Source organism: Pseudoalteromonas sp. 3J6 (assembly GCF_903995135.1).
In the GTDB taxonomy this organism is placed as follows: Bacteria; Pseudomonadota; Gammaproteobacteria; order Enterobacterales; family Alteromonadaceae; genus Pseudoalteromonas.
Genome location: NZ_LR877185.1, coordinates 902,941 through 915,440, shown reverse-complemented (window position 1 = coordinate 915,440; position 12,500 = coordinate 902,941). Strand labels below are relative to the sequence as shown.

The window sequence follows — 12,500 nt, the reverse complement described above, 5'->3', positions numbered from 1 at the left end:
TTTTTTTTAGCCATGGTCGCTCTTAATGATTAGTCACTTCTATTTATACTTTGTGTGTAAATAGGTTTAAAACATAAAGGAAATTAAGCATGGCTTTATCAATTCAATCGAATATGGCATCAATGTCAATTCAAAACCAATTAGGTCGTAGCAACAACGATTTATCAACAGCGCTTGAGCGTTTAGGGTCTGGTTTTAAAATTAACTCTGCAAAAGATGACGCAGCAGGTCTGCAAATCGCATCACGCTTAAATGCACAAGTACGCGGCCAAGAAGCAGCGCTTTATAACTCAAATAATGCCATGTCGATGATGCAAACAGCGGAAGGCGCGTTTGATGAAATGACCAACATTGCCTACCGCATGAAAGAACTTGCAACACAAGCAGCCAATGGTACAAATGGCGATGATGAGTTTACTGCTATGAATTCGGAATATGTAGCGTTGGGCGATGAGCTTGCAAGTATTATGCAAAACACCAGCTTTGGTGGGACTGCTTTATTCGCTATTGTGGCTGCTGATAATGATGGTACTACAGCTGGTCAGCGTGTAACGGCAGAGGTTACAGCTGCTAACAAAGGTAAGTTCGAAGATGTGGCCGCAGCTAATGCCGGTGTGGTTTTTCAAGTTGGTTCATCAACTGCTGAAACGTTAACTGTCGATATTGCGAGCGAGATTAACGAGTTGCATGTTGCAATCGGCACTGCTGCTGCTGACCAAACTGCTATGGGGGAGCTTGACACTCAAGCAAATGCTGTATTGGCTATAGATGAAGTGGATGGGCTTATTGAAAATATAGGTACTGCCCGTTCAGCATTGGGTGCGTCAATGAACCGTCTTGACCATACTATGAATAACGTAACCAACATGAAAGAAAACACCCAGGCAGCGGCTTCTACGCTGATGGATGCTGACTTTGCTGCTGAAACGTCTAATATGACTAAGCAGCAGTTGTTAATGAACTCAGGTATTTCAGTATTGAGTACTGCTAACAGCACAACACAAATGATTGGTTCACTTCTTCGTTAATAGCTTAACGATAGGTTACATAAACCGAGTAATCGATTAAAAAATACCAAAACAGCTGCATCTTTTATGCGGCTGTTTTTGTTTAGACTGAGCTCGGATAAAAATAAAAAAGGTTACTCAGCCTTTTTTTAAAGCTGCATCTAGTTTGGTAGCTATGTAATTATTTCGCCTGTATTAATAAATAAAATCAAAATAAAGTTTAGTTTTTTTTAGCCATGGTCGCTCTTAATGATTAGTCACTTCTATTTATACTTTGTGTGTAAATAGGTTTAAAACATAAAGGAAATTAAGCATGGCTTTATCAATTCAATCGAATATGGCATCAATGTCAATTCAAAACCAATTAGGTCGTAGCAACAACGATTTATCAACAGCGCTTGAGCGTTTAGGGTCTGGTTTTAAAATTAACTCTGCAAAAGATGACGCAGCAGGTCTGCAAATCGCATCACGCTTAAATGCACAAGTACGCGGCCAAGAAGCAGCGCTTTATAACTCAAATAATGCCATGTCGATGATGCAAACAGCGGAAGGCGCGTTTGATGAAATGACCAACATTGCTTACCGCATGAAAGAGCTAGCTACACAAGCAGCCAACGGTACAAATGGTGCTGATGAAGGTATTGCGTTGGGTTCTGAGTATTTAGCGCTAGGTGATGAATTGGCTAGTATTATGCAAAATACTAGCTTCGGTGGAACCCTCTTGCTTGCTGATACAACAACTACTACTGTAACAGCCGCTACTGGCGCAAACGGTGTTCCTGGTGTTAGGGTGAATACTGCGATTGCAGCAGATGGTAAGTTTGCAGATGCTGCAGGTGTAACATTTCAAGTGGGTTCATCAACAGCTGAAACGTTAGGTGTAAATGTGAGTGCCGCGCTTAATACTTTACATGGACTAATAGGTACGGCTGATGGTAGTCAGGCTGGTTTGGGTGATATATCAACTCAAGCTAAGGCTACCGCTGCTGCAACTAGTGGTATGGTTAAAACAGATGAACTTATTGAAGCGATAGGTACTGCCCGTTCAGCACTAGGTGCATCAATGAATCGCCTTGATCATACAATGAATAACGTAACCAACATGAAAGAAAACACCCAAGCAGCGGCTTCTACGCTGATGGATGCTGACTTTGCTGCTGAAACGTCTAATATGACTAAGCAACAGTTGCTTATGAACTCAGGTATTTCTGTATTGAGTACTGCTAACAGCACAACACAAATGATTGGTTCACTACTTCGTTAATTAGGTACTCTAATTAAAATGTAGTACATGAATAACTGCTATAAATATGGTTTATAGCGGTTATATAAATAAACGCTTTAATGTAAAGTTTTTATTTATATAAAAAACTATTGGGGAACAAAATGAGTTTATCAGCATTAGGTATTGATCCGGCTAATTTAGCTAGCCAATATACACAAATTGAGCGTGCATCTAAAGATCAGCTTTTAAGTAACAAAAGCAGTGATTTTTCTCGTAAAATAAGTGCAATTGACGATTTGAAAAGTAACCTGACAAGTTTTCATACCAGTTTAGAAAGTAATTTAGACAGTGACAGTAGTTTTTTAGCAAATTCATCTACTGTATCAGATGAAGCCGCGCTAAATATAACAACAACAGGCAGTGCATCACCTGGTGAATATGATATTTTTGTTGAACAATTAGCACAAGCACACCAAGTTGCATTTAGCTTTGATACAAGTATTCCATTGAGTACTAATGGCGAGCTAAATATTGATTTAGCAGGGGACTCGTTTACTGTTGATTTATCAACACTTTCAGCAGATGCTTCGTTAAGTGACTTAGCAAGCGCTATTAATTCACATGTTGACAATAAAGGTGCTAAAGCAAGTGTAATTCGCTCAGGCACTGATACATTTTTAGTGATGACCAGTGAAGAATCTGGTGCTGCTAATCAAATAACGGTTGGCTTTTCTGCTGCCGCAACGTCTCCAGATCCAAACGGCAACAATATAACAGCTGCAATTGCGTTACAAACAGAATTAACAGCTGCACAGGATTCAATTGTTAAATTAGGTGCGACTTCTGCGATTACTATCACTTCTAAAACCAACACACTCGAAGATGTTATTGAAGGCGTAACATTAAATCTTACAAAAGTCCAGGAAACAGGTGACAGCCCTGCTCATGTGTCGATTGGCCAAGATTTAGAAAGCACCAAAAATAATATTCAAAGCTTTATTGACGCATTTAACAATTTATCAAGTAGCATAACTACAAACGATAATTTAAAAAGAGATAATTTAGCAAGCAGTTTGGCTCGTTCATTACGTAATGATTTTCAAGGTACATTTGAAGGTAAAACACTTTACTCAGTAGGAATTGAGTTTGACAGAACGGGTAATTTACAAATTAACAGCGAACGATTAGAAGAGGCGCTTAGCTCTGATCCTGAGTTATTAACTAAAATGTTAACCGGTGATAATGGAGTAATGTCGAAACTAGAACAAAGAATTGAGCCTTACACCAAAGGTTACGGTTTAATTTCAGATAAAAAAGATACTCTTCAAGCGAGCTTAGACATAATAACTAGACAGCAAGAAAAACATGATTTATCAATGGAGCAAGTGTATCAACGTTACTTGTCGCAGTTTACACAAATGCAACAGACTATTGCGCAATTAGAATCTACAATGGGTCAATTTGGGAGCTAAACATAGATGTTAGATTTAAATGATGGCTTTTCAGCCTATAAAAGTACATCAGTAGATGCAAAAGCGGCCAGTGCCGATATTCATAAATTAGTTTTGATGTTATTTGATGGTTTTTCAGATGAGCTTGAAAAAGTCACTGGCCACATAAAACAAAAAAGATACGATAAAAAAGCAGAAAGTATTGAAAAGCTGATGCGTATTTTAGGCGGGCTTGAAGCCTCATTGGATCTTGAAAAGGGCGGTGAGGTAGCGCAAAACATGCAAAACCTTTATCAGCATTGTGGGCAAGCACTATTGCAAGCCAGTATGAAGAATGACTTAAGCTATATTGACTCCACCCGTGTAGTGATGACCAACTTGCAAGAAGGGTGGCAAGGCTTAGGCACACAGTAAACGATTAAAAGCCAGCTACCCATAGCTGGCTTTTTTATTTTAAATTCAGCTGCTTTTTAAACTTCCTCTACTACCTAAGTAACCATCCTACTACCTAAGTAACCATCCTACTGCCAATTAACAACAAATCGCTTCCTTCCTAGGGGGAAGTTCCGCTTCCGCCTTTTGCTGCTTTTATTTAATTTAACCTTAAAAAACAAAAGCTTAATATTGGCTTGTTTTTTGCTAAATGAAATGTGAACTTATAATGAATTTAGTATTGCCAATGGAACACTCTCAAAAATACGCAGCGCAAAAAATGGAACAATTACTTAGTGCTATGGAAAATGCTATCCATGAGAGTAATTGGTATCAAGTTAAAGCAGCCGATAAGCAGTTACTTGCACTTTACACACAGTTACAAAGCATGCCTTGGTTTAGTTCAATGGTAGCTGAACAAAATAACTTAAAAGCACGTTATGTTGACTTAATTGACCTTGTGGGCCAAAAGCAAGCGGCCATTAAAGTACAAATGCAGCGCCATCAAGAGGATAAAGAGGGCTTAATGGCTTATAAAAAAGTACAACAAGGACAGTCGTTATGAGTATTCAAACAAGTACAATGGTGTCAAAGGCTGACTTTGGCAGTGTTGCTAATAAGCAAAGCATATTAAAAAGCAGCTCACCAGCAGATGCGCAAGAACAACAGAACGAGCTTGTGCCATTTTCGCTTTCTTCAAAGCAGCAGCAAGCAAAACAGCAAGATTTGCATGTTGAGCAACCTCGCGAGAGCTCAGAACAGCTAGCTCAAGAAGAAGTCACTGAAGAAGTGGATGAAATAATAAATCCATATTTTTTTAGCACCGCTAATTATAACCTCGATAACAATAAAAAAAACGCGCCTGTTATGACTATACTTAACCAAAATAATAACCTTGTAGTTGATAGCGACACTGTAGTAGTGGAAACACTACCAGTACAGCTTGTTATTGATGAGCAGTTAAAGAGTAAGACTTTAGAGACTCAGCACGAAGTCAGCATTGTAGCTCAAGAGCCCGCTAAAACTGCGCTCGCACAAAATACGACTGTGCATAGTGATGCTTTAACTGTGCCTTCTGCAGCTATAAACGTAGCGCCAGCGGATACACTCGTTAATAAAGAATTAAACACACTCGATTTAGCCAAAACACCACAAACATTGTATTCACAAGCGCTTTTGAACCGATTAAATCAACCATCAGTAATGTCGAACACTTATGGACAAGCGCAGTCAAGTAGCTTAACCAGTGAGCAAATATCCACACAACCGAGTATTGGGCTCAGTAAACTCGAGCTTGCTGCGCTGTCACAAAATCCGCAATCGAAAATATTTAATGCTGAAAGCCGTGAAGGTAGCAGTCAAAAATCAGCATTAGTGAGTGCTTTCTCATCTGCCGCCACCGCACCAGAAACCTTTGAGTGGCAAAAAGAGAAATTAAAAGAGGCACCTAGTGAATGGGGGCAGCGCTTATTACATGTACTTGGCGATAAGGTAAAATTGCAAATAGGGCAGCAGCTACAGCGGGCGCAAATTAGATTAGACCCTCCTAACCTCGGCAGTATTGAAATATCTATCAATATCGAAGGGGATAAAACTTCAGTCAGTTTAATTACGAGTAATACGCAGGTAAGAGATGCTATCGCGCAAACTTTAGAGCAGTTACGCCAGTCTTTGTCGCAAAATTCGAATACCACAGTTGATGTTAATTTGAGTGATAAACAGCAGCAATCTCATCACCAAAATGACAATGACGACATTGCAAGTAATCACACTGAGATGCCTTCAATGGATGATGACAGCAACACTCGCGCATCTAAGCTGCAATCAGATTCGTTAGATTTATTAGTATAACTACCTTGGATTAAGAGAGATAAAAGTGAAAAAAATAATAATAGCCCTAACTGTAATTGTACTTATTGCGTCTGCATTTTTTGCGGGACAGTTTTTTAACGGCAGTGACTCATCAGAAGAAGGCCCGCAAGCCGATATAACAAAGGTTGAATATCATCAAATGGAGCGCTTCATTATAAGCGTATCAGAAGGGTCAGTTGCGCGTTATTTAGTGCTCGACTTAGTACTTGTAACTTCGCCGTCTATTTTCAATACAGGGACAGAAGCGATGGAGCCGCTAGTGAGAAATGTACTGGTAAAACAGTTTGCTAATATGAGCCACAGCCAAGTAAAAGAAGCTTTTAAAGATATCGATGCAATTCAAAAAGATTTACTCGAGCAGTTTAATGTGGTTTTAGCAAATGCGGTTTCAGTTCGATTAGATAACGTACTCGTTACGAACGTCTTCATTCAATAGGTCATCGCTATGATGCTGCAAGAAGAGTGGGGTGAGTTAATAACAGAACCACCAGTCACCTTTACACCACAAAAAGAGACGCAACTATTATCGCAGTACGCTTACTTGGTTAATCGGGCGGCTGCACACATGCGCACTCAAGTGGGCATTATTGTCGATAGTGATGATATTTACCAAATAGGCATTATTGCGCTGCTTTCGTCTATTCGTCGCTATGGCCGGGATTTAGATGAGAAATTTGCTGCATTTGCGTTTAAGCGTATTCGTGGTGCTATGTTAGATGAATTTAGGCGTGTCGATTGGCGCCCTCGCCAGTTGCGGCAGCAGTCTCATCAGCTTCGTGATATGAGCCGTTCATTGCAAAAAAAGCTTGGTCGTGATGCAACAGATACCGAAATGTGTGAGGCGTTAGGGATTAGCCATAAAGAGCTTATTCAGCTGCATTACAGTGAGCAAGCTGAAGCATTTGATAGCCTTGAAGCGCTATTGGAAGCTAATCCTAACTTAGCGCTTACCTGTGCACATGCACACGAAAAAGAAGACACAGCAGCCACCCTCAAAATGGCGATGAGCAAACTAAATACCCGAGAAAAGCTGCTCTTGCAATTATATTACATGCACGAAATGAATATGAAAGAGATTGCATTAACGCTCGATTTAACCGAGGCACGTGTTTGCCAACTTCATAAACAAGCACTTGAAGCGCTGACACAAACGCTTCAAAAAATCTAATACCTAAGGAATAAAGAATGCAAAGAGTTATAGGTTTAATAGTAGTACTTGCAACAGTATTAGGTGGTTTTGCGTTTGCGGGCGGCAACATCGCCACTATGTGGCAGCCATACGAGTTTTTAATTATTTTTGGCGCAGGCTTTGGGGCGCTAATTGTGGGTAATTCGAAATATGTACTGACAGAAATGTTATCGCAATTAAAGTATCAGTTTATTAGTGGTAAAGGAACCGATACGTCTGAGCTTTACCATGACTTGTTACTGGTTATTTACTCTTTATTAGATCTAGCCAGAGTGAAAGGTATAAAGGGGTTGGATGAGCATGTTGAAAACCCAGAAACTAGCTCTATTTTTCTTGCCTACCCTAAAGTGTATGAGTTCCCTCAGCTAGTAACTTTTATTTGCGATAACTTGCGTTTGTTTAGTATGGGAAAAATTAACTCGCATGATTTTGATGCCATGTTAGAGCAAGAGATTTACACCATTGAAGAGCAGCGCCTTAAGCCTTCTCATTCATTGGCTAATATTGCTGAAGCTATGCCTGGTTTTGGTATTTTAGCAGCGGTTGGCGGCATTATTATTACTATGCAGCACCTTGATGGACCTTTGAGTGAAATTGGCTACCATGTAGCCGCGGCGTTGGTGGGTACTTTTATTGGTATTTTTGCTTGTTACTGTTTAATTGCACCGCTTGCCTCAGCGATGGAGCAGTATGTGAAAAAACAAGTAGCGATGTTTGAGTGTGTGCGTGCCATGTTAGTGGCGCATGCTAAAGGGCATGTGCCTATTGTGGCGACTGATTCAGGCCGAAAATTAATTAATGAAGAAATTAAACCGACCTTCACCACCATGGAAGAGTGGATCAATAATAAGGCGGCTTAATAATGGAAAACAAAAATCAAGAAATCGTCATCAAACGCTCTCGTAGAAGAGCAACCGAAAAGCCTCATGGTGGTGCTTGGAAGGTTGCCTTTGCCGATTTTACTTTGGCGATGATGGCGTTTTTTATGGTGATGTGGATTATGGCGATCACCAATGAATCAGAGCGTGAAGAAATAGCACACTACATGCGAACTCACTCAATTTTTGATGGTGGCCCCGCTATTTTTGACCCTCAAAATAGCCCATTCCCCGTTGATTTAGGGGGTTCTCCTTCAGTAATTAAACACCTAGAGTCGGGAATTACGCCTCCAGACTCTCCAAAACCTGGAATGAGTGAAGTATTACAAGTGCCCGATGGCACCGTTGAGCCTAAAGCTGGGCAAGGCGAGAAGTTAAATTCAGCAATTGATAGCCAATTTGAAGCTTCATCTGAGCTGAGTTTATTACTGGAAAGTATTGAGGAACTCAGTAAAGAAGAGTTACTAAAAAATAACTTACTAGTTGAAGAAGTGCCCCTGGGGCTAAGAGTGATTATTAGAGACGACAAGCATCATCAAATGTTTGAACGCTCAAAGTCGCAAATGACCCCATTTTTTGAAGATCTGTTTCTATACCTTGGCGGCTTAGTTAAAGACATTAACAACAAAATTATTATTTCTGGGCACAGCGATGCCAGCTTATTTGTTGATGGCAGCTCTCGTAATTGGGACATTTCTGGCGATAGAGCGCAGCAAGCAAGAAAAGTAATGACTATGGGCGGAATGCCATCAAGTCAGGTGCTTCAAGTAAATGCGTTTTCATCAAATCGGCCAATTAATAAAGAAAATAAGAAAGCCAGCGAAAACAGACGTGTTGAACTGCTGATCTTAACTAAAGATGCGCAGGATAAATTTAACCAATTATTTGATGATAGCAACATTAACAATCCGATAAAAAAAGCGGCTGGTGCGGCAACGGCTAACAAACCCGTGCTACGTCTTGAAGAGAATTATGAGTAACCAACCAGACACTAAACGAAGTTACAAAAGATGGAACTTAAACCTCAAAGATAATTACGAGCCTGAGTCAGTTCAGCTTGGCGGAGTAGGCGTGCAGTTATTACGCCGTTGTTTTATTGATATTTCACTATGCCATGGTGTGGCAAAAGACATTAGCGTGGGCGGTGTGGGGTTATTAGTGCCTGCTGAAAAGACGATCCCCAATAAAATTATTGTGGTGTTTGATAAAACTAATCGATTGGCAGGCAAGGTGATGTATCGTCGTGCAGTGAGTGAAAAATTAATGTTTTTAGGGGTTGAGTGGATAAGCAAAAATGAGCGCTTACGCAGCGATATTGTTAATCGTTTACAGTTACAAGCCCAATTGAAAAAAGCCAAAAAGACGAGCATAAGCTGAATATAAATGAATCAGGAAAAACAGTGGTATGAGTAAAACGTTAAACGCTAAAACAAAGCTAATTAAAGCGAAAAATTCTGAGCATATTACTCCATTTGCACTCACGCTTGAGCAAAGAGCATATGAACAAGCACAGCAAAAAGCAGCGCACATAAACGTTAATATTCGTAAAACTTTGGAGTTAGAGCTAGCCCAATTGTTTAACGACAGCCGTTTTGATGTCGAAATTTCGCCTTGTTCGCATTCGGTTATTAACAGTTGGTTTAAAGAATCCCCAAGGATATTTCTTGCCTGTCCTTTATTTGCGCCTACTCAAGGTGAGGCCTATTTAGCGCTTGATTATCAAAGTGCATATAAAACAGCGGATTTATGCTTAGGTGGGCAATTTAATAATGTTAACAGCACAGAGCAAGTCTCTGACGAGGTGAATAACGAATTAAGCTCAACAGAAAGCCGTATTTGTGGTCGTTTACTACAGCGCCAAGTGCAGGGCATTCAAGGCTTATTATTTAGAGAACGCTCAGCGTTATTAGGTGAGATACAAAAATCTCATACCTTACCTGAAGCATTACAATACTTAGCCTTTAAAGTGCGGTTTATATTAGAAAACCAAGTAATAAGTTGGTTTTTATGGCTGCCAATTAGCTTTTTTTGCGCAGCTGATAGCGAGCAAGATTCAGCAAATAGTAACACACTCAATACTGATATGTGGGCACAGTTTGCGGTGCAAGGTCAGATTGAAATGGCGAAGAAAAAAGTCACTTTAAAGCAATTAAAAGCTTGTGTGGCCGGCGGTGTATTACCCATTGAACTTAACGAAGCAGCGCTATTTAACCTAGGCCATAAACAAATATTTAAAGGCCAAGTCGTTGAGCAAGAGACTGGCTTAGCATTTCAAATTACACAATTATCAAATAATACAACGAGTAACTAAATTATGAACGAGAACCTTGATAGCGCCTTAGCGGGCTTAGAGCTTGATGCTTTTGATGGATTTGATGACAAATCTGCTGATAAAACTAATGAAGGGAATATGTCATTTTTTCAAGATGTTCCTTTACTCGTCACTCTTGAAGTAGCAAGTACTGAAATTACCTTAGGCGAGCTTAGTCAAGCCAAAGAAGGCGATGTGCTTAAGCTAGACAAAGTAGCTGGTGAAGCGCTTGATGTAAAAGTGAATGGGGTATTTTTTGCTAAAGCAGAAGTGGTAATGGTTGAAGGGCAGTATGGTTTGAAATTTGCTCAAACAGATACCGCAAAGGATCAATAAACAAATGAATAAACGCGTAATTTTTAAAGTTAGCCTACTGTTAATCATGTTGTTTTTACCAAGCTGGCTAAATGCAGAAGAACTTACGCTGTTTTCTCTAAAAGATACGGCCGACGGACAAGACTACAGCGTTAAACTGCAAATACTCTTATTAATGACGGTATTGAGTTTATTGCCTGCGCTACTGATGGTTTTAACGTCGTTTACCAGAATCATCATTGTATTGGCGATTTTGCGCCAAGCTATGGGGTTACAACAAAGCCCGCCGAATAAAATTTTAATTGGCATCTCACTGATGCTCACTATGTTGATTATGCGACCAGTTTGGCAAGACATTTATCAAAACGCGTATACGCCTTTTCAGCAGCAAACCATAGGATTAGAGGAAGCTTTACTCACCGCAGAAAAGCCTTTGCGTGCTTTTATGCTCAGACAAACTCGCGAAAGTGAATTACGCCAAGTGTTATTAATAGCCAATGAGCCAACCACTCTCACCGTGCAAGAGATTCCGTTTGAAGTGTTAATGCCTGCGTTTGTATTAAGTGAGCTCACAACGGCCTTTCAAATTGGCTTTATGTTATTTATTCCTTTTTTAATCATTGATTTAGTTGTCAGTAGTGTGCTGATGTCTATGGGTATGATGATGCTATCACCGCTGATCATCAGCTTACCGTTTAAGCTCATGGTGTTTGTACTTGCCGATGGCTGGTCAATGATAGCGGGTACGCTGGCAGCAACATTTGGAATGTCACCATGACCCCAGAAATGTCGGTAGAGCTTATTTCAAGCGCGGTTTACACCATTATAAAACTGATTTTAGTCTTAATTGTGCCGGGTTTAATACTTGGTATTGTGGTGGCTATTATTCAAGGGGCTACTTCTATTCAAGAGCAAACCCTAACGTTTTTACCGCGTATGTTATTAACCTTATTAATGGTGGTATTTGCGGGACATTGGATGCTACAAATAATGATTGATTGGTTTGATAAGCTCAAATTTATGTTACCTGGGGTATTTGGTTGAGCTCATTACTCTCTTTAACGTCTACTGATTTAGTCAGCTGGATGGGCACGCTTTGGTGGCCATTTGTACGCTTTTCTGCACTTTTATGGTCTATGCCGGTATTTGACAATCCGGCGGTAACGCCACGCTCTCGTATTTTAGTGTCTATGATGTTGGCTTTTTTAGTTGCTCCGCAGTTACCACTTGCACCTGCTATTGACTTGTTTTCTTTAGATGCCGCCATTTTAACCTTCGAACAAATTATTTTTGGGGTAATGATGGGGTTATCGCTGCGTATTTTGTTTGAAGTAATGGCAATGATAGGGCTGATCTTATCCATGCAGATGGGCTTATCAATGGCGCTAGTTATGGACCCCGGCAGTGGTAACCAAGTGGCATTATTGGGACAGTTATTTTGGATTATGTGTGCATTACTGTTTTTTGCCGCAGATGGTCACTTAATAACTTTGCAGGTTATGGTAGAGAGCTTTCATAGCTTCCCGATTGGTCGCAGTATTTATGAGTTTGATATTCAGGCGATTATTATGTTGTTTGCGTGGATGTTTTCCTCTGCTTTATTGCTGTCACTACCAGGGATAGTCGCCATGTTATTGGTTAACTTAACCTTTGGTGTAGCAAGTAGGGCGGCGCCGTCATTAAATATTTTTGTATTGGGTTTCCCTATGTCGCTATTGATGGGGTTTTTCTGCGTATTTATGACCTTAGAGTACACAGGAAGTGCGCTTTCAAGGCTAACGTATCATGTGCTAACAACCTTTGCACAAGCGATGAGGTAG

16 protein-coding genes are annotated in these 12,500 nt (G+C 40.1%); all 16 read left to right on the top strand.

Going from position 1 to position 12,500, the window contains the following annotated elements; translation table 11 throughout:
- Positions 1-89: 89 nt before the first annotated feature.
- Positions 90-1,028, top strand: a complete 939-nt coding sequence (locus tag P3J6_RS04210) for a flagellin N-terminal helical domain-containing protein (protein ID WP_198522303.1) — start codon at positions 90-92, stop codon at positions 1,026-1,028.
- Between the two features lie 292 nt (positions 1,029-1,320).
- Positions 1,321-2,271, top strand: coding sequence for a flagellin N-terminal helical domain-containing protein (locus P3J6_RS04205; RefSeq protein ID WP_198522302.1), 951 nt, complete (start codon positions 1,321-1,323; stop codon positions 2,269-2,271).
- Positions 2,272-2,393: 122 nt separating this feature from the next.
- On the top strand, positions 2,394-3,704 hold the full coding sequence (gene fliD, locus P3J6_RS04200) for a flagellar filament capping protein FliD (protein ID WP_198522301.1): 1,311 nt from the start codon (positions 2,394-2,396) through the stop codon (positions 3,702-3,704).
- Positions 3,705-3,710: 6 nt separating this feature from the next.
- Positions 3,711-4,097, top strand: a complete 387-nt coding sequence (fliS, locus tag P3J6_RS04195; protein WP_138607562.1) for a flagellar export chaperone FliS — start codon at positions 3,711-3,713, stop codon at positions 4,095-4,097.
- 247 nt (positions 4,098-4,344) lie between these two features.
- Positions 4,345-4,680 carry a hypothetical protein gene (locus tag P3J6_RS04190; protein WP_178955424.1) on the top strand — a complete coding sequence of 112 codons (336 nt, stop codon included), beginning with the start codon at positions 4,345-4,347 and terminating at the stop codon, positions 4,678-4,680.
- Positions 4,677-5,966: a flagellar hook-length control protein FliK gene (locus P3J6_RS04185; RefSeq protein WP_198522300.1), complete on the top strand. Its 1,290-nt coding sequence runs from the start codon at positions 4,677-4,679 to the stop codon at positions 5,964-5,966. The genes P3J6_RS04190 and P3J6_RS04185 overlap by 4 nt, the downstream gene beginning before the upstream one ends.
- 25 nt (positions 5,967-5,991) lie before the next feature.
- Complete coding sequence (locus tag P3J6_RS04180; RefSeq protein WP_138607568.1) at positions 5,992-6,423, top strand: flagellar basal body-associated FliL family protein; 432 nt, start codon at positions 5,992-5,994, stop codon at positions 6,421-6,423.
- Positions 6,424-6,432: 9 nt separating this feature from the next.
- Complete coding sequence (locus tag P3J6_RS04175) at positions 6,433-7,155, top strand: FliA/WhiG family RNA polymerase sigma factor (RefSeq protein ID WP_198522299.1); 723 nt, start codon at positions 6,433-6,435, stop codon at positions 7,153-7,155.
- 17 nt (positions 7,156-7,172) lie between these two features.
- Positions 7,173-8,036, top strand: coding sequence for a flagellar motor stator protein MotA (motA, locus tag P3J6_RS04170; RefSeq protein WP_198522298.1), 864 nt, complete (start codon positions 7,173-7,175; stop codon positions 8,034-8,036).
- Positions 8,037-8,038: 2 nt separating this feature from the next.
- Positions 8,039-9,034 (top strand): flagellar motor protein MotB, encoded by a 996-nt coding sequence (locus tag P3J6_RS04165; RefSeq protein WP_232735465.1) that lies wholly within the window; start codon positions 8,039-8,041, stop codon positions 9,032-9,034.
- Positions 9,027-9,431, top strand: a complete 405-nt coding sequence (locus P3J6_RS04160; RefSeq protein WP_138607576.1) for a PilZ domain-containing protein — start codon at positions 9,027-9,029, stop codon at positions 9,429-9,431. Before P3J6_RS04165 ends, P3J6_RS04160 begins: the two co-directional genes overlap by 8 nt.
- A gap of 28 nt (positions 9,432-9,459) precedes the next feature.
- Positions 9,460-10,365 carry a FliM/FliN family flagellar motor switch protein gene (locus tag P3J6_RS04155; RefSeq protein WP_138607578.1) on the top strand — a complete coding sequence of 302 codons (906 nt, stop codon included), beginning with the start codon at positions 9,460-9,462 and terminating at the stop codon, positions 10,363-10,365.
- Between the two features lie 3 nt (positions 10,366-10,368).
- Complete coding sequence (locus P3J6_RS04150) at positions 10,369-10,701, top strand: FliM/FliN family flagellar motor switch protein (protein WP_055011667.1); 333 nt, start codon at positions 10,369-10,371, stop codon at positions 10,699-10,701.
- 4 nt (positions 10,702-10,705) lie between these two features.
- Positions 10,706-11,458 (top strand): flagellar type III secretion system pore protein FliP, encoded by a 753-nt coding sequence (fliP, locus tag P3J6_RS04145; protein WP_198522297.1) that lies wholly within the window; start codon positions 10,706-10,708, stop codon positions 11,456-11,458.
- A complete protein-coding gene (locus P3J6_RS04140; protein ID WP_138607580.1) occupies positions 11,455-11,724 on the top strand; it encodes a flagellar biosynthetic protein FliQ in 270 nt (89 codons plus the stop codon). The genes fliP and P3J6_RS04140 overlap by 4 nt, the downstream gene beginning before the upstream one ends.
- Entirely contained in the window at positions 11,721-12,500 is a 780-nt protein-coding gene (gene fliR / locus P3J6_RS04135) for a flagellar biosynthetic protein FliR (RefSeq protein ID WP_198522296.1), read from the top strand. The genes P3J6_RS04140 and fliR overlap by 4 nt, the downstream gene beginning before the upstream one ends.

Bases quoted from the DNA above. Each gene is read 5' to 3' on its own strand.
- P3J6_RS04210 (WP_198522303.1), top strand. From the start codon at position 90: ATGGCTTTATCAATTCAATCGAATATGGCATCAATGTCAATTCAAAAC.
- P3J6_RS04205 (WP_198522302.1), top strand. From the start codon at position 1,321: ATGGCTTTATCAATTCAATCGAATATGGCATCAATGTCAATTCAAAAC.
- fliD (WP_198522301.1), top strand. From the start codon at position 2,394: ATGAGTTTATCAGCATTAGGTATTGATCCGGCTAATTTAGCTAGCCAA.
- fliS (WP_138607562.1), top strand. From the start codon at position 3,711: ATGTTAGATTTAAATGATGGCTTTTCAGCCTATAAAAGTACATCAGTA.
- P3J6_RS04190 (WP_178955424.1), top strand. From the start codon at position 4,345: ATGAATTTAGTATTGCCAATGGAACACTCTCAAAAATACGCAGCGCAA.
- P3J6_RS04185 (WP_198522300.1), top strand. From the start codon at position 4,677: ATGAGTATTCAAACAAGTACAATGGTGTCAAAGGCTGACTTTGGCAGT.
- P3J6_RS04175 (WP_198522299.1), top strand. From the start codon at position 6,433: ATGATGCTGCAAGAAGAGTGGGGTGAGTTAATAACAGAACCACCAGTC.
- motA (WP_198522298.1), top strand. From the start codon at position 7,173: ATGCAAAGAGTTATAGGTTTAATAGTAGTACTTGCAACAGTATTAGGT.
- P3J6_RS04165 (WP_232735465.1), top strand. From the start codon at position 8,039: ATGGAAAACAAAAATCAAGAAATCGTCATCAAACGCTCTCGTAGAAGA.
- P3J6_RS04160 (WP_138607576.1), top strand. From the start codon at position 9,027: ATGAGTAACCAACCAGACACTAAACGAAGTTACAAAAGATGGAACTTA.
- P3J6_RS04155 (WP_138607578.1), top strand. From the start codon at position 9,460: ATGAGTAAAACGTTAAACGCTAAAACAAAGCTAATTAAAGCGAAAAAT.
- P3J6_RS04150 (WP_055011667.1), top strand. From the start codon at position 10,369: ATGAACGAGAACCTTGATAGCGCCTTAGCGGGCTTAGAGCTTGATGCT.
- fliP (WP_198522297.1), top strand. From the start codon at position 10,706: ATGAATAAACGCGTAATTTTTAAAGTTAGCCTACTGTTAATCATGTTG.
- P3J6_RS04140 (WP_138607580.1), top strand. From the start codon at position 11,455: ATGACCCCAGAAATGTCGGTAGAGCTTATTTCAAGCGCGGTTTACACC.